The organism is Novosphingobium taihuense (assembly GCF_007830315.1).
Taxonomy (GTDB): Bacteria; Pseudomonadota; Alphaproteobacteria; order Sphingomonadales; family Sphingomonadaceae; genus Novosphingobium; species Novosphingobium taihuense.
On the sequence record NZ_VLKJ01000007.1, the window covers coordinates 176,602 to 195,067 of the forward strand.

An 18,466-nucleotide genomic window follows, 5' to 3' on the forward strand; every position below is an offset into this window, starting at 1 on the left:
CTTGCCGTTTCAATTGCGATCGACTAAGCGCTGCCTGTTTTTTAGGCAGATTGATCCCCGATGTTCGATGTTCCCGCTCCGCCCGTGCTGAAGCCCATTCAGGTTGGCTCCGTTCAGGTTGATTGCCCAGTCGTGCTCGCGCCAATGACGGGCGTATCGGACCTTCCATTCCGCACGATCGTCCGCCGGTTCGGCTCGGGCCTAAACGTTACCGAAATGATTGCCAGCCCGGCGGCCATTCGCGAGACACGGCAGTCGATCCAGAAAGCTGCGTGGCATCCTATGGAGGAACCGGTTTCAATGCAGCTGGTTGGCTGCGATCCGGCGCAGATGGCAGAGGCTGCCAAGCTTGTCGAACAGCAAGGCGCTGCAATCATCGACATCAACATGGGCTGCCCGGTGCGGAAGGTGGTGAATGGCGACGCCGGCTCCGCGCTCATGCGCGACATTCCCTTGGCCACCCGGCTGATCGAGGCGACGGTCAAGGCGGTCAAGGTGCCCGTCACAGTCAAGATGCGCATGGGCTGGTGCCATGACAGCCTCAACGCCCCGGAGCTCGCGCGCATTGCCGAAGACATTGGCGCAAAGATGATTACTGTCCACGGTCGCACCCGCAATCAAATGTACAAGGGCAATGCCGACTGGGGCTTCGTGCGCCGGGTAAAGGAATCGGTCACGATCCCGGTTATCGTCAACGGCGACATCTGTGGAATCGAGGACGTTGCTACTGCCATCGAACAGAGTGGAGCCGACGGCGTGATGGTCGGGCGCGGCTCTTACGGCCGCCCGTGGCTGCTCGGCCAGATCATGCATTGGCTTCACTCCGGTGAACGTAGGGAAGATCCAACTCTACCCGAACAGTACGCGCTGATCGTGGAACACTACGAGGCAATGCAGGAACACTACGGGACTGTGACGGGGGTCAACATGGCCCGCAAGCACATCGGTTGGTACACCAAGGGTCTCCACGGATCGGCTGATTTCCGGAACAAGGTGAACTTCATCGACGACCCCAAGGTGGTCCTTGCCAACCTCGCCGATTTCTATGGCCGCGCAATCGAGCACCAGCTTGCAACCGCAGTGACGGGTCAGCGCGAGGCGGCATGATCGCTCTTCCGGACTGGCGGCGGACGGAACCCGGGCAAAAGCCCGATCCCAAGCGTGTCGTGGCCAGCCTGCCGCTTGCACTTCTTCAGCTCGATCCGGACCTGATCGTCGCTTCGGTCAATCCCGCGGCCGAGCAACTCATGGGGCAGAGCTACCGGCGGCTGATCGGCAAGTCCGTGGCAGAGCTGTTCGAGTTTGAGGAACCTCTAATCCTGGGGCGGCTTGCCGATGGCGAAGCGCACCTGTTTGCGCGCGGGGTTGGCGTTCGGATCATGGGGCAACTATCCCGCCGTTTCGATGTGATGACCAGCCCGGTGACCCACTGCCCAGGCTGGCAATTGCTGATGCTTCACGAAGGCGTCGGGGTGGAGGCGCTCTCGGGAGACGGGCACGGAGCCGGGGGTGGGGAGGGCGTTGCCCTGCGCGCGCCTGAAGTTCTGGCCCACGAAATCAAGAATCCGCTCGCCGGGATACGTGGCGCCGCCCAATTGCTCGACCGCAAGCTCAATGAGCACGACCGGGCGATGACTGGCCTGATCACGGCGGAAGTTGATCGCATTGCAAAGTTGATCGACCAGATGCAGTCGCTTTCCCGCCGCAGTGCCGAGCCGGTCCAGCCTTGCAATCTGCATGAGGCAGTCAGGCGAGCGCAGGCCGTGCTTGCTGCCGGGCATCCATCCGACGTTGCCATCGAGGAAGAGTTTGATCCCTCGCTCCCACCGATCATGGCCAACCCGGATTCGCTCGTGCAAGTCCTGCTGAATCTTTTGAGCAATGCGCGCGAGGCCTGCCAGAATCAGGCCAATCCCGGCATCGCCGTCCGCACCCGCTTTGCCAGCGGCATCCAACTTCACGCTGGCCCTGGCGGCAAACCACTGCGCCTTCCGATTGAACTGCGTGTCTCAGACAATGGCCCTGGCATCGATCCGACCCTTCGCGATCACATCTTCGAACCCTTCGTCACGGGCAAGAAAAGCGGGCAGGGGCTTGGTCTCGCGCTCGTACAGAAACTGGTGCGCGAGATGAATGGCCGCATCACGCATGACCGCGATGAAGCCAAGGGCCTCACCCACTTCCGCATCCATCTCCCCGTAGCCGGATCGGTGCCGCGATGACCAAGCGCGTCCTGCTTGTCGAAGATGACGCATCGATTGCCTTGGTGATCACCGCCGCTCTCGAGGCTGAAGGCTTTGCCATTGACCGCTGCGATTCCGTGGCTGGCCGTGACCGCTTCCTTGCTCAGAACGACTATCGCCTTTTGTTGACCGATGTGATGTTGACCGACGGCGACGGGATCGAGTCACTGGGCCCCGTACGGGACGCCCATCCGTCGATGCCGATCATCATTCTTTCGGCACAGAACACGCTAGACACCGCAGTGCGCGCAAGCGAGACCGGTGCGTTCGAGTATTTTCCCAAGCCGTTCGATCTCGAAGAACTTGTCCGCACCGTGACGCAGGCTATCGGGAAGGCGGAAGCTGCTGAGATCGACGTACCGCAGGACGTCACGCAGGGCCTGCCATTAGTCGGCCGAAGTGCAGCCATGCAGGCGGTCTATCGCATGATCACGCGCGTTCTGCGCAATGATCTGACTGTCCTGATCTTGGGTGAATCCGGCACCGGCAAGGAATTGGTGGCAGAAGCGATCCACCAACTGGGCAATCGCAGGGCAGGGCCATTCGTGGCCGTCAACACAGCTGCAATTCCCGCCGAATTGATCGAGAGTGAACTGTTCGGCCACGAGCGTGGTGCATTTACCGGCGCCGTCGTCCGCTCGATCGGCAAGTTCGAACAGGCAAGCGGCGGAACATTGTTCCTGGATGAGATTGGCGACATGCCGATGCAGGCGCAGACGCGCCTGCTGCGAGCGTTGCAATCAGGCCGCATCCGCCGTGTTGGTGGGCGCGATGAAATCACGCTCGATTGTCGCATCGTGGCGGCAACAAACCGCGACCTTCTGCCGATGATTGCCAACGGCACGTTTCGTGAAGACCTCTACTATCGACTTGCCGTGGTGCCGATCGAACTGCCGCCTTTGCGTGAGCGCGCGGACGACATTGAAGCCCTTTCACGCCACTTTCTCGCTAGCGCGGCCGCCGAGGGCCTGCCTCGCAGGCAGTTGACGCAGGCAGGGGCAGACCTGCTTGCGCAACAGCCTTGGCGCGGGAACGTGCGTGAATTGCGCAACTTCATCTATCGCCTGGCATTGCTCGCTCGCGAGGAAGTCATAGATGCGGCCTCCATCGAACCGCTTCTGGTGCACACGGAAAGTGGTGCGCAATCGCGCCTGACGCCAGAGGCAACCGAGCTTGCAGGCCCGAGCGACATGGCCAATGCGGTCGGGCACTGGCTATCCACCAACGCACCCGCGCAGGGCGAAGTCTACGACGCTGCGCTTGCAGCATTTGAACGCCCTCTGTTCATCTCGATCCTTGCGCAGACGGGTGGAAACCAGCTTCGCGCCGCGCAGATCCTCGGCATCAATCGCAATACGCTGCGCAAGCGACTGTCTGTTCTTGGGATTGCACCAGAAGATTATACCCCTCGTTATTGACGCCCCGCCGTTTAAGGCGCGTCGCCAGTCGGTTTCCTCTTGCATTTTTGCAACAGTGGTGTTGTGACCGTGCAACTATGCCGCAGGAAGAGAGAGTCACGGTCCGCAGAATGCCGCGCTGGTACAGGCGCGTTCTGGTAAGCCTGCGCCGCGCGAACGTATTCTTTCTGCTCGAAGTCGCGGCATCCACGATCCTGACCCTCATGCTGGCGGTAAGCTGGTTGACGGTGACTGCATCCAGCACCGAAGGCCAGATCCTTCCTTCGCGACTTACCTCCAGCCTGCTTATCGGCACACTTGTTCCAGCCATGGCGCTTCTGGTTCTGGCCGGTCGCCGCCTCGCCATCCGGCGTGCTGCCAAGAGCGTCTTGGGATCGAGCGGGCGGCTTCATGTTCGCCTCGTCTGGCTGTTCTCGCTGATTGCCGCAATTCCGACGTTGCTTGTCGTGGTCTTTGCTTCACTGCTGTTCCAATCAGGCGTGGAATTCTGGTTTTCGGACAATTCGCGCGGCATGCTGGAAAACGCCAACAAGCTGGCGCGCGGCTATTATGAAGACAAACTGCGCGATGTCGGCAACGAGACCGTCACCATGGCGGGCGATATCCGTGACTATCTCGATCAAGCCCCGATCACATCAACCGAGTTTGCCGAGGGCTACTCATTCCAGGTCTTGAGCCGCCAGCTCAACGAGTCTGCCATTCTTGAGCGCACGCCTGACGGAACCTTGCGGACGGCTGCCATCGTCGATCCGGAAAAGACCGACCGCCAGCAGCGCGTCACCCCCGCCGACCTCAAGCGGCTCGATGCTGGCGAGGCCGTTGTCGTCCGCGCATCGGCAGAACGGATCGAGGCGGTTACGCCGATTGACAAGAACCGCGGCATCTATCTCTTCGCCGCCCGAACCTCCAATGCACTCGCGCTGGAGCAATGGGAGCGCGCGCAGACCGTGCTCAAGGCATACGACATGCTGACGACACGGGCGAGGGCGCTGCAATTGCGCTTCAACCTTGCCCTGTTTGGCGTCAGCCTTGCACTTGTGGGCGTGGCGGTGTGGGCTGCGCTACGCTTTGCCGACCGGCAGGTTGCGCCTTTGGCAGAGCTCGTCTCGGCAGCGCGGACCATCGGCAGCGGTAACTTTGCCATGCGGGTTGCCCAAAACAGTGGGACCGATGAAGTCGGCCTGCTTGCCCGCGCATTCAACCGCATGACACGGCAACTCGAAGGTCAGACGCAGGCGCTTGTCACCGCAAATGCCCAACTTGAAGTGCGTCGCGCATTCATCGAAGCCGTGCTCGAATCAATCACTGCTGGCATCGTATCTATCGGGCGCGATGGCGCGGTGCAGCTTATCAACTCTTCGGCCCAGCGCGTATTGCTCGCCGATGGGCCGACAAGCCCGATTGGCCGTCCACTTGGTGAGGTCTCGCCGGTTCTTGCCCAACTCGTTGCCTCAGGGCAGCCCACCAACGTCATCCAGTATCCGGTCCGTGGCGACCTGCGTACCCTGGCCGTCCGTGTGGTGCAGGACAGCAACGGGCACGTGATCACCTTCGAGGATATCACCCGCCAATTGCTAGACCAGCGCCGGGCGGCATGGTCGGACGTGGCCCGCCGCATCGCCCACGAGATCAAGAATCCACTCACCCCGATCCAGCTCGCAACCGAACGCCTGCGCCGTCGCTATGGTCGCCAGATCGAAAACGATCCCGAACTGTTCGAGGAATTGACCAGCACGATCATCCGGCAAGTGGGCGACCTGCGCAAGATGGTTGACGAGTTCTCCTCGTTCGCGCGCCTGCCCAAGCCGGTGTTTCGTGCCGAGGATGCGAGCGATCTCGTCCGCCAGTCGCTGTTCCTTCAGGAAGTGGCGCATACCACCATCGATTTCAGCTTTGCCTGCGATGCTACCTCCATGCCGCTCCAGTGCGACCGGCACCAATTCGGTCAGGTCATGACCAATGTTCTCAAGAACGCGGTCGAGGCGATCGAAAGCCGCGCAAAGAGTGAAGAGATTGACTATCGCGGTCGCGTGGCGGTTACGCTCGCTGGCGATCATGAGACTGTGACGGTCAGTGTGACCGACAACGGCATCGGCCTGCCTGCCGAGAGAGACCGCATTCTCGAGCCCTACATGACCACGCGCGAGAAGGGTACAGGGCTTGGCCTCGCCATCGTCCACAAGATCGTGGAGGAGCACGGCGGCGAGATGGCTTTCACGCCCGAACCGGGCGGTGGCACTCGTGTAACCATGCGCTTCGCCCGCGATCCGCTTTCAACTTCAGACTCTCACGTCGAACAGGACTGACAGGACCCCCACCATGGCACTCGACATCCTCATCGTAGACGACGAACGCGACATCCGCGAACTGGTCGCAGGCGTGCTCTCCGACGAAGGCTATGGCTGCCGGCTCGCCGCAGACAGCACGTCGGCACTGGCCGCCATTGACGAGCGGCGGCCCAGCCTCGTTCTGCTCGACGTCTGGCTCCATGGCAGTCCGATGGATGGCCTCGAAGTTCTCGACGAAATCAAGAAGCGCGAGCCGGAACTGCCCGTGATCATCTTTTCCGGTCACGGCAATATCGATACTGCCGTCTCAGCGATCAGCCGTGGCGCAATGGACTTTCTCGAAAAGCCGTTCGAGGCCGAGCGTCTGCTTTTGCTGGTGGAGCGGGCAACCGAAACGGAACGGCTGCGTCGAGAGAACGCGCAGCTCCGTCAGGGGTTTGCCATGGCCGAGGAGTTCACCGGCAACAGCTCGGCGATCAATCAGGTCCGCGCCACGCTCAAACGGGTTGCCAATACCGGCAGCCGCCTGCTGATCACCGGACCTGCCGGATCGGGCAAGGAAGTTGCAGCGCGCCTGCTCCATTCGTGGAGCCCGCGTGCGCAAAGCCCGTTCATAACGGTCAACTCGGCGCGCATCACGCCAGAACGCTTCGAGCAGGAGCTGTTCGGCGAGGAAGTGGACGGCAAACTCGTGCGCGCCGGCCTTCTCGAAATGGCCGATGGCGGCACGCTGTTCCTCGATGAAGTGTCGGACATGCCGGCCTCCAGCCAGGCCCGCATCCTGCGCGTACTGACCGAGCAATCCTTTGCCCGCGTTGGCGGTCATCGCCAGTTGCGGGTGGATGTGCGCGTCGTATCCTCGTCGTCACGCCCGCTCGAAAAGGAAATTGCCGAGCGACGGTTCCGCGAAGATCTCTACTACCGACTCAACGTGGTCCCAGTGGCGATCCCCTCGTTGACTGATCGGCGGGATGACATTCCGCCACTGGTCGATCACTTCTTCACCCGCTACGCCAACGAACAGGGCGTCGCGCCGCCTGCGATTTCGCCCGAAGCGATGGCTGCGATGCAAAGTTATGACTGGCCAGGCAACGTGCGCCAGCTCCGCAATGTGGTGGAGCGCACAGTGATCCTCGCGCCGCGTGACAGGTTGGCAAGGATCGATTCGGACATGCTCCCATCCGAGATTGTAAGCACACCTATCGGCGGGGACTCGGGCGGATCTGCCCTGATGGGCGTACCGTTGCGGGAAGCCCGCGAGAATTTTGAGCGCGAATACCTGAAGGTCCAGATCCGTCGCTTTTCCGGAAACATTTCCAAGACGGCAAGCTTCATCGGAATGGAACGCTCGGCACTTCATCGCAAGCTGAAGCTGCTCGGCATGGCGGAGCGGCGGGAGGACGAGGAAGAGGAATGATGCCGAGTTCGGAATTGTGAATACGCATTTATTCGGAACCCAGTGCATTTTCCCATGTTTACGGATGGGGCGCGGGAACATAAACTAGCCATCGAACCCGGCCCGAGTGTTTCTGCACGAAGGCCAGATCGCGAAAGCCCGTTACAGGGTCGAGCCAATATAAAACGGAGTCACGTGAAATGACCGGCAAGACGCTTTCCGCCCGCCCTCGGCCCAAGGCCGAACCAGCCCCAGTTGCAGACGTTCCAGCTCCTGTAACCGGCCCTACCGGCGGGAAAGGGCAGAATCTCCAGGACCTCTTCCTCAATCACCTGCGCAAGAACAAGATCCCCGTCACGATGTTTCTCGTGAAGGGCGTCAAGCTGCAGGGCATCGTCACGTGGTTTGACAACTTTTCGATCCTGCTGCGCCGCGATGGCCAGTCGCAGTTGGTCTATAAGCACGCAATCTCGACGATCATGCCCGGACAGCAGCTTTCGGTTGCACACTTCCAGTCGGGTGGTGAAGAAAATGGCAAGAAGGCCCGCCTTCTACAGGAAGTTTTCCTGTCCAGCGTCCGCGATTCCGGCGTCCAGGTGACGATGTTCCTCGTGAACGGCGTCATGCTTCAGGGCAAGGTCGCGTCCTACGATCTCTTCTGCATGCTGCTTGAGCGCGAAGGCTACGTCCAGCTCGCCTACAAGCATGCAGTTTCTACAATTCAGCCTGCCGGTCACGTTGATCTTACCGGCGACTGGGATGGCGAGGATTCCTGAGCACTTTTGAATTTGGCAACAACACCGGCGAAGTTGCCGGTGAAGTCACGCGTGGCGCGCGCGCCGTAGTCGTCCTTCCCGACATCAAGCAACGGGGAGGGGGGCTCGGCGTAGACGCTGAAGCCCGGCTCGAAGAAGGGCAGGGGCTCGCGCGCGCGATTGGCATCGAAGTGCTCGATGCTTTCATTCTACCAATCCGTGCGGTGAGGCCCGCTACCCTGTTCGGCGAAGGACAGGTTGAGCGAATTGCCATTGCCTGCAACCAGTCAGATGCGGAACTGGTCATTGTCGACGGGGCGCTTTCGGCGATCCAGCAGCGCAACCTCGAGGACAAGCTCAAACGCAAGGTCATCGATCGCACCGGGCTGATCCTCGAAATCTTTGGCGAGCGCGCTGCAACAGCTGAAGGCCGCCTGCAGGTGGAACTCGCGCACCTCGATTATCAGGCAGGACGCCTTGTTCGTTCATGGACCCACCTTGAGCGCCAGCGCGGTGGCTTCGGCTTCCTTGGTGGCCCGGGTGAAACGCAGATTGAAGCCGACCGCCGCCAGATCCGCGGCCGCATGGCACGCCTGCGCAAGGAGCTTGAACAGGTCCGCCGCACCCGCGGCCTACATCGTGAGCGGCGCCAGCGTGCGCCTTGGCCGGTGATTGCGCTGGTAGGCTATACCAATGCAGGGAAATCCACCCTGTTCAATCGCCTGACCGGGGCCGATGTAATGGCCGAAGACCTGCTCTTCGCCACGCTTGACCCCACGATGCGGGCTATCCGCCTACCTGGCGTTGAAAAGGCCATCCTGTCCGACACCGTAGGGTTCATCTCAGACCTGCCGACCCAACTCGTCGCTGCTTTTCGCGCGACACTGGAGGAAGTGACTGCTGCCGACGTGATCGTCCACGTTCGCGACGTTGCGAACCCGGCAACCGCCGATCAGAAGGCGGAAGTTGAGCAGATCCTTGCGGACCTCGGTGTCAACGGGGAAGGGGGGCCTCTCATCCCGATCATCGAGGCCTGGAACAAGTGGGACCTTCTTTCGACCGAAGATCAAGCCATGCGGCGCGATCTGATCGCTGCCAAAGTTTCCGAGATTCCGGTGGTTCCGCTATCTGCGCTAACCGGAGCAGGTGTGGACGCGCTGTTGGACAAGCTTGGCGAAATCCTGACAGGCGGTGCACAGACGCTCGAACTGACCGTTTCTCTCTCAGATGGACAGCGCTTGGCATGGCTTCATGCCCATGGCGACATCATCGAGGAAACGCAGGTAAATGACCAAGATACCCCAGCCATGCGCATCAAAGTCCGCCTTACTCCTCGTGAGCTTGGGCGGTTTGCTTCTCTGACCGCTTGACCGCCTGCCAGAGTTCTTCCTGCTCGTCTAACGACAGATCGGCGAAGCGTCCGGCGGCAAGGCCTTCCATACCACGGAAGCGCCGCTCGAACTTGGCATTGGCAGCCCGCAATGCATCTTCAGGCGCAACGCCGTGCTTGCGCACTACGTTCACTGTCGCGAAAAGTAGGTCTCCGGCTTCCTCCGTGCGTTCAACATCTGAAGTTGCAGCGTCAAGCTCTTCTATTTCTTCAATAATTTTCGCAGATGCGGTATGCGGGTCTGGCCAATCGAAGCCTTGCCGTGAAGCGCGCTTCTGGAGCTTTTCGGCACGCATCAACGCAGGCAGCGCCAATGCGACACCATCCATGGCGCTCTGTGCTCCTTTCGATGCCCGCTCGGCCGCCTTGGCCGTTTCCCAACGATCCTCGCGCGATCGGCCTTCGTCTCTTGCATCACCGAAGACATGGGGATGGCGCGCTTCCATCTTTTCGGAGATTGCGGCGGCCACGTCGTCGAAGGCGAACAAACCTAGTTCCTCGGCCATCCGGGCATGGAACACAACCTGAAGCAAAAGATCGCCAAGCTCTTCCTTGAGCGCGTCCATGTCGCCACGGGCGACGGCATCGTCAACCTCATAGGCTTCCTCGATCGTGTAAGGCGCAATCGTTGCAAAGGTCTGCGCGCAATCCCATTCGCAACCACGCTCCGGATCACGCAGACGCGCCATGATGCCGAGCAAGCGTGAGAGATTAGGCGACAATTCTGGTTCCATCGTAATCGCGTCCATGAGTGTGTGAGGGGACCTAAGGACCGTATCAGCAATATCAACAATTCAGATTTGATAATAAGTATTATGTAAATTGCGGACAGAGCCCGCTTATATTTTCACCACCCCAGAACAGAAAAAACTAACGTCACTGTCACGATCAGGAAACCCCACAAGGCAGCCATTCTAAAGCCGTCTGACAGTCCGATGCGTTGTCCACGTAGATTGGCAACCACCAACACAAGCGCCATTGCTATACCTATCAGGCGGACGACGTCGTCATTACTCATGCCGCGCTCCTAAAGGACGATCTCCATCCCGTCATACGCCGGCTCGACGTGTTCGGGCGTCTCGCCACACAATGTCCGGTAATCCATGGACTTGTCGAGATGCGTCAGGACGCCACGACCCGAACGTGTGGCATCGATCAGTTCCAGCGCCATGCCCAAATGCGAGTGGGTCGGATGCGGTTGGCGGCGCAGACAATCCACCACAAGCACGTCGACCTTGTAGAAAAGATCGATCATCTCAGCGGTTATTTCGCTGAAGTCCGTGGCGTAACCAATTGTCCTTCCGCCCTGATCAAAGCGATACGCCGTCGACTGTGCTGGCCCGTGCGGCATCTGGCAATGTGCGATCCCGATCCCGCAGATCATTCGGACGCGGTCGAGATTGTCCAGTTCACAAATCGTGTGATAGCCGTGCTGCCCGGCGAAGACATAGCCGAAACGCTGGCGCAACCGCCGTACGGTTTCCGAGGCCGCATAGCCGGGGATTGGACCGCCGCGGCCATAGCGTAGCGGACGCAGGTCATCGATCCCGTGGCAATGGTCGGCATGGTCATGCGTCCAAAGCACGCCATCGACACGATCAATCTCGCAGGCCAGAAACTGGTGGCGCAGATCCGTCGGCGTATCGACCAGAAGGCGGCTGCCATCTTCGCCCTCGATGACGATCGCCACGCGCGTCCTTCGGTTCTTTGGCTCGTTCGGGTCGCAATCGCCCCAGTCATTGCCGATCCGAGGCACACCTGTCGATGTCCCAGACCCGAGAATCGTCAGCTTCACAGTGTAGCCTTGCCGAACAGGCGGAAGAAGTTAGCGCCCGTCGTGTCAGCCAGAGTTTCGCACGGTGTGCCCCGCAAGCTCGCGACGAAGGCACATGTGTCAGCAACAAATGCTGGTTCACATGTCTTGCCCCGATGTGGCACCGGTGCGAGAAACGGCGCATCCGTTTCAACTAGCAGCCTGTCTTCAGGAACACTGGCAGCAATAGCTTGCAAGTTCTTGGCATTCTTGAAGGTAACAATGCCAGAAAGTGAGATAGACAACCCGAGTTCCAGCATCCTCGCGGCAAACGGCGCCGAAGCGGTGAAGCAGTGGATCAGCGCCGGAAAGGCCCCCTTTCCCATCTCGTCTTCAATGATCCGGGTCGTATCATCTTCGGCATCGCGGGTATGTACGATCAGCGGCAGACCTGTCTGACGCGCCACGCGGATGTGGACGCGGAACAGGTCCTGCTGCACCTGGCGGTCTGAGTGATCATAATAGTAGTCCAGCCCGGTTTCGCCGATGCCGATAACGCGGGGATGCGCGGCAGCTGCAAGCAGTGCGCCCTCGCCCAGATCGGCGTGGGCATCGGCCTCATGCGGATGGATGCCGATGCTCGCCCAGACATCTGGCTCACGCTCAGCAGTGGCGACTATGTCGGCCCATTCACGCTCCCGGGTCGAAATGTTGAGAAACCCGCGAACTCCGCTTTCCCTTGCACGACCAAGAACTTCAGCCTGATCCTCGACCAGGCCTTTGTAGTTGAGATGGCAATGGGAATCGATGAGCATCATGCCGCGGCATCCTCGGTCGGCAGTTCAAGCCTTGGGAATGCCGGTACCGGCTGAGCAAGCCGCTCTCCGGTTGCCACACGCGCCATATACCAGTCTGCATCAGTCAAGGCGCTGAACCCGCGCTCTTCCACCGGAATCCCGATCTGGTCGAGTACCTTGCCCGCGGCAGTCGGCACGACGGGTGAAATCGCGATGGTCAGATCACGGATGGCCATGAACAGCGTCAACAGAACGGCTTTCATCCGCTCGGGATCGGTCTTGCGCAGCGCCCAAGGAGCTTGCTCATCGACGTAGGCATTGCAGGCAAAAACCGCGCGCATCCACTCCTCGACTCCGGCCGAGAAGTTAAGCGCGCCAAACTCCCTCGGCAGTTCCTCGCGGCAGGCAGAGAACACGTTAGCCAAGAGGACGTCATCGGCCTCGACAGTCTCAAACTTCTGAAGTTCACCATCCATATTCTTGAAAATCATGGACAGAGTACGTTGAACCAGGTTGCCGTAACTGTTCGCCAATTCAGCATTGCAGCGAGTGACGACCGCTTCCGGCGAATAAGAACCATCTTGCCCGAAAGCCACTTCGCGCATCAGGAAATAACGCAGAGGATCGACTCCGAAGCGCTGCGCCAAATCCATCGGGTCCGTCACGTTGCCAAGCGTCTTTGACTCCTTCTGCCCGCGATTGAGCAGGAAGCCGTGCCCGAAGACCTGACGCGGAAGTTCGATCTTCGCGCTCATCAGGAAAGCAGGCCAATAGACCGTGTGGAACCGGACGATATCCTTGCCGATCAAGTGGAGGTTCGCAGGCCAATACCTTGCAAAATCTCCGCTTTCCTCAGGAAAGCCAAGGCCAGTGATGTAGTTGGTCAGTGCATCGACCCACACGTACATCACGTGCCCGTCGCTGCCCGGAACCTTCACGCCCCAGTCGAAGCTGGTCCGCGAAACTGACAGATCGCGCAGGCCACCCTCGACAAAGCGCATCACCTCATTGCGACGGCTGTCTGGCTGGATGAATGTAGGGTTCTCGTCATAGAACTTCAAAAGCGGCTCGGCGTACTTTGAAAGGCGGAAGAACCAGCTCTCCTCGACGGTCCATTCCACGGGCGTCCCCTGAGGCGAGAGTTTCTCCCCCCCTTCCCCGGCGACCAGTTCGCTCTCGTCATAGAACGCTTCGTCGCGGATCGAGTACCAGCCCTCGTAGCGATCGAGATAGAGATCGCCACTGGCTTCCATCCGCCGCCAAAGTTCCTGTGTCGAGGCGTGGTGCCGCTCCTCGGTGGTTCGGATGAATACGTCATATGAGATGTTCAGTTCATCGCACATCTTGATGAAATGCGATGACATTTCGTCCGATAGCTCGCGCGGCGTCACACCCATATCGCGCGCCTTCTGCGCCATCTTCAGCCCGTGCTCGTCGGTGCCTGTCTGGAACCTTACATCACGGCCCATCGCACGCTGGAATCGGGCAATCACGTCGGCGGCAATCGCCTCATAGGCGTGACCAATGTGCGGCTTGCCGTTGGGGTAGGAAATGGCAGTGGTGATATAGAAGGGTTCGCCCATCGGGCCGGTCGCTTTCTCGAACTGTCTGGCAGTCCGGGAATCCGGACGCCTATCGCGCCCCTTCCCTAGTCGGCGCGGCCGATGCCAGCAAGGAGCCGATTTCCATCATCAGCATGCTTGGATCGAAGTTGTAGATAGGCGCTTCACCCGCAAGCCTGACCAATCGGGCATGGGCTTCGGCAAGGCGGAGCCTCCCCGCATCGTCGACCTTGGAAAGCGCACCGACCACGGTCATCCTGGCAGCCTCGATCGCAGCGGCAAGGCGTTCTCGGTCAGGTCGGGCCCCGATCGCGCCCGAGAGCGCGCCGCGCAATGACAGGTCATGGTCGCCATGTTCGATGATTCGTGCATATAGAGCCTGCGCCTTGCCAAGGTCCTGCTCGGCAAAGGCCAGCGCGGCCCCGGGCGACCCGCCTGCAACGGCCAATGCAGCCCGCCGCGTTTCGATGTCCAATCCCGGTGCTGCCAGATCCAGTGCACGCGCCACTTCTGCTTCGGACAGCGGATGGAATCGCACCACCGTGCAGCGTGAGCGAACCGTCGGCAGCAACCTGCCGAGGGCATGAACCACCAGCAGGAAAAACGTACCGACCGGCGGTTCTTCAAGGCTTTTGAGCAGAGCGTTGACAGCTCCCTTCTCAAGCAAGTCTGCCGAATCGATGATCACCGCGCGGCGGCGCCCCAAAGTCGGGCGCGTGGTCAACCTTCGCTGGATCTCGCGCACCTGATCGACCGAAATGTTGCGCTTGAGCAGATACGGTTTCCCGTCGTCGCGCTTTTTGGCTTCATCGTCGTTGGCAGGAAGCGGCGACAGGGTGAGGATATCGGGATGTGATTCGATCGGAGGCTGCGGCACACCCGGTTCCGCCACCAGTTCAGCCGCTGCGCCACGCGCAAAACTTGCCTTGCCCAGCCCCTCGCGTCCGGCAAGTATCCAGCCATGGTGCGTGCGCGTGCCGGCAATGGCCGAGCGCCAGACACGCCACGCTTCGTCGTGTCCGATCAAGTGCTGATTGCTCACAGGTAGCGCTCCGCCAGCGCCGCCATGACGCGTCCATGCACCTCATCGGGCGAACCTTCGGCATCGATCAAGGCAAAACGCTTGGGTTCGGCTTGCGCAAAAGCCCTGAACGCAGCGGCCACTCTCGCATGATAGTCCGACCCACGCCCGCCGATCCGGTCAGCCTGTCCGCCGTCGCGCAAGGCAAGCCGCTCAGCTGAAACTTCGGGACGCACCGCGAGCAAGACAGTGAGATCGGGCAGCAGCCCCTCGCTGCCGATCCGGTGCAGATCCAATACGTCGGCATCCGACAATCCGCCTCCGCCGCCCTGATAGGCACGACTGCTGTCGACGAACCGGTCGCAGATCACCCAGGCACCGCCCGCCATGGCAGGACGAATCAGTTTATCGACGTGATCCGCTCGCGCCGCTGCGAAGAGCAAGGCCTCTGCTCGCGGGCTCCAGCCATCGCCCTCGGTGCTGAGAAGCATCGAACGGATCGCCTCGGCTCCTGTTGTACCGCCGGGCTCACGGGTCGTAACGACATCAAGCCCGCGCGCGCGAAGTGCGTCCGCCAGAAGCCTTCCTTGCGTCGATTTCCCGACGCCCTCCCCACCTTCCAGCGCGATGAATCGCCCGGTCACAGGCCGACAAGCCCCATCGTCCCATCGCGAAGGCGCGAAAATACGCCCCCTCGCTCGACGTCGGCGCCGGCGACCAGCGGCAGCACATGCACCGGTTCGCCCGGAACACGAACCAGCAGGCTCGCCACCGTCTCGCCCTTTGCGATAGGTGCTTTCAACGGACCCTTGTAGCGCACAGAAAGCGTGTACTTTGTCGCCACCCCTCGCGGCATGGTGATGGTCAGATCACGCGGAGCGACCAGCGACACAGTGCGCTCACCCCCGCCTTGCACCGCCGCAACTCCAACGTTAGCGCCTTTTGCGAACAGCGGCTTGGCGTCCCACGCGGCAAAGCCCCATTCAATGAAGGCGCGGGACTGATTGGTCCGGTCGATCGGCCGGTCATAGCCACCAAGCACCATGACGAGACGCCGTCCCTTGCGCTCGGCCGATCCGACGAAACCGTATCCGGCCTCATTGGTGAAGCCGGTCTTCACCCCGTCCGCCCCCTCGACATGGCCATAGAGCGGATTGTGGTTGGGCTGGGTAATCCCACCCCATGTCATTTCCGAGTGACCGTAGAAGCGGCGGTAGAGATCGGGAAAGCGCGTCATCAGCGCCCCGCTCAACGTGGCAAGGTCGGCGGCCGTCACGTAGGTCTGCCCTTCGTCCATCCATCCATTGGGCGTGTTGAAATGGCTGTCGCGCATGCCGAGGCCTGCTGCCGCACCATTCATCAGCGCGGTGAAGGCCGAGACAGAGCCGGTTGCTCCCTCCGCCAGCACCACACAGGCATCGTTGGCTGAGACGGTGACAATGCCCTCGATCAGTTCGGCAACCGTCGGCTGCGCCTCAGCGGGGAGGAACATCGTGCTGCCGACATTGCGCCACTTGCGGAAGGTCTCGCGCCGGATCGGGATGCGCTGGTCCAACCGCAGCTTGCCCTTGGAAATCAGGTCGAACGCCACGTAACTGGTCATGATCTTTGTGATCGAGGCGGGCACGAAGCGCCGGTGCGGATCGCGCGAGAACAGCACCCGTCCCGAACCGACGTCGACCATCAATGCGATCGGCGCATCTATCCGGGGCATGCTGCCGAGCGGATCGGCCACGCCCGTCTGAAGTGTTGAGGCTTCAGGCGCAGCGGCCTGCGCCGGCATTCCTGCCAACACTGCCCCCATTGAAATCGTCACGAACTTCAGACGCAAGAACAGTCCCCGGACAAAACCGGTCGCCCAGCGCCCATCAAGTCACGGCGCGGTCACGACCATTGCGTCGGCATAGCCGCCCGCGCGCACCTTCGCCAGCGCCGCATCGGCTTGTCCACGATCCTTGTGCGGCCCAACCCGCACGCGCCACAGCTTGCCCGACGCCGTCACCGTTCCGCCGACAGCCTTTGCCGCCGCATCGGCGCGTGCCCGCGTCGAATACGCCCCTACCTGAACGTAGAGTCCCTTGCTGGAAGTCGTAACAGGTGCCTTCACTGGCTCCGCGGGCTTGGGTGGTGCCGCAGGCTTCGGCGCTGTTACTGGCGTGGCAACCGTCTTGGGTTCAACCTTGGTAGCCGACTTCGGCTCAACCTTGGCAACCGGCTTCGGCTCGACCTTTGTCGGCGCAGGCGTTGCAACCTCCATCACGACCGGCGGAGCAACCGCAAGACCGAGCTTGCGCTTCAGCGCTGCCAGCAATCCCGGCGGCGTATCCATCCGCGCCGGAGCCTGCCCGCCGCTGCGCAAGAGCGTCCGTTCGGCTTCGGGCGGATTGACCCGCCGCACTCGTACCGGCACCCGCGCTCCCGACTTGGCACCAAGCTGCGTCCATGCTCCGGCTGAGAGCGACACAAGATCGCTACCCGTCATCGGCCCGCGCTGCGTCAACCGCACGAGGATCGTCCGTCCCGTTTCCAACGAAGTGACTTCGACGTAGCTCGGCAGTGGCAGCGTGCGATGCGCGCCACTGACACCATCTCCTTCGCCGATCTGCGCATAGCCAACCGAATCGTAGTTCATCACATCGACGGGTGTGTAGGTCACGCCATCAATGACGAACGGCGCTCCCAAAACCATCGGGTAATCCCCCGCTGGCCCGCGCAAGGATGCTTGAGAAGGCGCGGTTTCACGGGCAATGCCCGCCCCTTGAAACGCAAGAAGCAGGGCCGCGGCAATCGCGATTCGGCTCACTGACCGGCTAACGGCTGATCTCATCTGCAAGAAGTCCCACGGACAGAGCGTAAAAGTTCGAGCAGTTGTAATCGAGGATAACCCTATAATTTCCGGTTAGCAGATAGGCAGTTCGGCCGCGCCCGTCTGGTTCGAGCAGACTGGCCATGACATTGTCTGCAGGCCAGCGCCCAGATTGGGGCACGATTCCCAGCGCGCGCCATTCGGCAATGCTCTTCCATCCAGTATGGCGGTCAAACACGCGGGGACAACGCGGGCTCTTCAGGGTTGTGCCAAGACTGGCACGGTCGAGGTCAGCAGGTACGTTTACCGCCACGCCCCACGGCTGCCCAGTGCGCCAGCCTGCGTCGCGGAAGTAGTTTCCGATGGAGGCCAGCGTATCCGTCCTGCTAGACCAGATATCGGCAAATCCGTCCCCATCGCCATCCTGCGCCACGCGTAGGTAGACAGATGGCAGGAACTGCGGATTGCCGAATGCGCCCGCCCAACTGCCTACGAGCTTCGAGCGCGGCACCCCCCGGTCGACCATCTTCATCGCCGCCACGAATTCGTCGGCAAACAGTTCCCGGCGTCGCCCCTCATAAGCGAGCGTTGCCAGAGCCCGCGGAAGATCGAAGTTGCCGGTATATCCGCCGTAGTCGGTCTCGTGCCCCCAGATCGCCAGCATGATCGACCCGGGCACACCATATCGCTGCTCGATCGCACCGATTTGCCCGGCCACAGCAGCGTAAGTCCGCCGTCCTCGGGCAATCCGCGAAGCATCGACGTGCTGTCGGCGATAGGGCTCGAACGCGGGAATGGCTCCAGAAGCAGAGCCGGGCTGCGCGCGATCCAGTTGGATCACTCGCTGGTTGAGCGTCAGGCCTTGCGTCATCTGCGAAATCGTCGATTCGCGAACGCCTTCTGCGCGCGCCCGAGCCGCCAGCAACTGCAGGTATCCCTGGAAACCGGCCTCCTCGGCATCAACCTGCCCCACGGCAGGTCCGGCCGCCAGCAAGGCAAGTGCTGCTACGCCCGCAGCCCGAAACCCTCTCATTCGT

Annotated in this window: 17 protein-coding genes; 7 read left to right on the plus strand and 10 right to left on the minus strand. The window is 61.1% G+C overall.

Annotation, left to right across the window (positions count from 1 at the left end):
• Positions 1–60 precede the first annotated feature (60 nt).
• The 7 genes from dusB to hflX all read left to right on the plus strand — a co-directional run bounded on the left by dusB (position 61) and on the right by hflX (position 9,470).
• A complete protein-coding gene (gene dusB, locus IQ25_RS14820) occupies positions 61–1,107 on the plus strand; it encodes a tRNA dihydrouridine synthase DusB (RefSeq protein WP_144907054.1) in 1,047 nt (348 codons plus the stop codon).
• Entirely contained in the window at positions 1,104–2,222 is a 1,119-nt protein-coding gene (locus IQ25_RS14825; protein ID WP_144907055.1) for a two-component system sensor histidine kinase NtrB, read from the plus strand. The genes dusB and IQ25_RS14825 overlap by 4 nt, the downstream gene beginning before the upstream one ends.
• The gene (locus IQ25_RS14830) at positions 2,219–3,661 is read left to right on the plus strand and encodes a sigma-54-dependent transcriptional regulator (RefSeq protein WP_144907056.1); all 1,443 of its coding nucleotides are present in this window, start codon (positions 2,219–2,221) and stop codon (positions 3,659–3,661) included. The genes IQ25_RS14825 and IQ25_RS14830 overlap by 4 nt, the downstream gene beginning before the upstream one ends.
• 110 nt (positions 3,662–3,771) lie before the next feature.
• The gene (locus IQ25_RS14835) at positions 3,772–5,967 is read left to right on the plus strand and encodes a sensor histidine kinase (protein ID WP_246415571.1); all 2,196 of its coding nucleotides are present in this window, start codon (positions 3,772–3,774) and stop codon (positions 5,965–5,967) included.
• 13 nt (positions 5,968–5,980) lie between these two features.
• Positions 5,981–7,366 (plus strand): nitrogen assimilation response regulator NtrX, encoded by a 1,386-nt coding sequence (gene ntrX / locus IQ25_RS14840; protein ID WP_144907058.1) that lies wholly within the window; start codon positions 5,981–5,983, stop codon positions 7,364–7,366.
• A gap of 179 nt (positions 7,367–7,545) precedes the next feature.
• Positions 7,546–8,121, plus strand: a complete 576-nt coding sequence (gene hfq / locus IQ25_RS14845; RefSeq protein ID WP_144907059.1) for an RNA chaperone Hfq — start codon at positions 7,546–7,548, stop codon at positions 8,119–8,121.
• Positions 8,118–9,470 carry a GTPase HflX gene (gene hflX, locus IQ25_RS14850; RefSeq protein WP_144907060.1) on the plus strand — a complete coding sequence of 451 codons (1,353 nt, stop codon included), beginning with the start codon at positions 8,118–8,120 and terminating at the stop codon, positions 9,468–9,470. The genes hfq and hflX overlap by 4 nt, the downstream gene beginning before the upstream one ends.
• Here the strand turns inward: hflX and mazG are convergent.
• The 10 genes from mazG to IQ25_RS14895 all read right to left on the minus strand — a co-directional run bounded on the left by mazG (position 9,427) and on the right by IQ25_RS14895 (position 18,462).
• On the minus strand, positions 9,427–10,224 hold the full coding sequence (gene mazG / locus IQ25_RS14855) for a nucleoside triphosphate pyrophosphohydrolase (RefSeq protein ID WP_144907061.1): 798 nt from the start codon (positions 10,222–10,224) through the stop codon (positions 9,427–9,429). The two genes, hflX and mazG, sit on opposite strands and share 44 nt — an antisense overlap.
• A gap of 113 nt (positions 10,225–10,337) precedes the next feature.
• Positions 10,338–10,508 carry a hypothetical protein gene (locus IQ25_RS21050; protein WP_158637758.1) on the minus strand — a complete coding sequence of 57 codons (171 nt, stop codon included), beginning with the start codon at positions 10,506–10,508 and terminating at the stop codon, positions 10,338–10,340.
• 9 nt (positions 10,509–10,517) lie between these two features.
• Positions 10,518–11,285 carry an MBL fold metallo-hydrolase gene (locus IQ25_RS14860; RefSeq protein WP_144907062.1) on the minus strand — a complete coding sequence of 256 codons (768 nt, stop codon included), beginning with the start codon at positions 11,283–11,285 and terminating at the stop codon, positions 10,518–10,520.
• Entirely contained in the window at positions 11,282–12,058 is a 777-nt protein-coding gene (locus tag IQ25_RS14865; protein WP_144907119.1) for a TatD family hydrolase, read from the minus strand. The genes IQ25_RS14860 and IQ25_RS14865 overlap by 4 nt, the downstream gene beginning before the upstream one ends.
• A complete protein-coding gene (gene metG / locus IQ25_RS14870; RefSeq protein WP_144907063.1) occupies positions 12,058–13,623 on the minus strand; it encodes a methionine--tRNA ligase in 1,566 nt (521 codons plus the stop codon). The genes IQ25_RS14865 and metG overlap by 1 nt, the downstream gene beginning before the upstream one ends.
• 49 nt (positions 13,624–13,672) lie before the next feature.
• Positions 13,673–14,644, minus strand: a complete 972-nt coding sequence (locus IQ25_RS14875) for a DNA polymerase III subunit delta' (RefSeq protein WP_258537045.1) — start codon at positions 14,642–14,644, stop codon at positions 13,673–13,675.
• Complete coding sequence (gene tmk / locus IQ25_RS14880) at positions 14,641–15,267, minus strand: dTMP kinase (RefSeq protein WP_144907064.1); 627 nt, start codon at positions 15,265–15,267, stop codon at positions 14,641–14,643. The genes IQ25_RS14875 and tmk overlap by 4 nt, the downstream gene beginning before the upstream one ends.
• Positions 15,264–16,454, minus strand: a complete 1,191-nt coding sequence (locus IQ25_RS14885; RefSeq protein ID WP_258537046.1) for a D-alanyl-D-alanine carboxypeptidase family protein — start codon at positions 16,452–16,454, stop codon at positions 15,264–15,266. Before IQ25_RS14885 ends, tmk begins: the two co-directional genes overlap by 4 nt.
• Positions 16,455–16,496: 42 nt before the next feature.
• The gene (locus IQ25_RS14890; RefSeq protein ID WP_246415572.1) at positions 16,497–17,312 is read right to left on the minus strand and encodes an SPOR domain-containing protein; all 816 of its coding nucleotides are present in this window, start codon (positions 17,310–17,312) and stop codon (positions 16,497–16,499) included.
• A 121-nt stretch (positions 17,313–17,433) separates the two neighbouring features.
• Positions 17,434–18,462 (minus strand): lytic murein transglycosylase, encoded by a 1,029-nt coding sequence (locus IQ25_RS14895; protein WP_181447257.1) that lies wholly within the window; start codon positions 18,460–18,462, stop codon positions 17,434–17,436.
• Between the last annotated feature and the right edge of the window lie 4 nt (positions 18,463–18,466).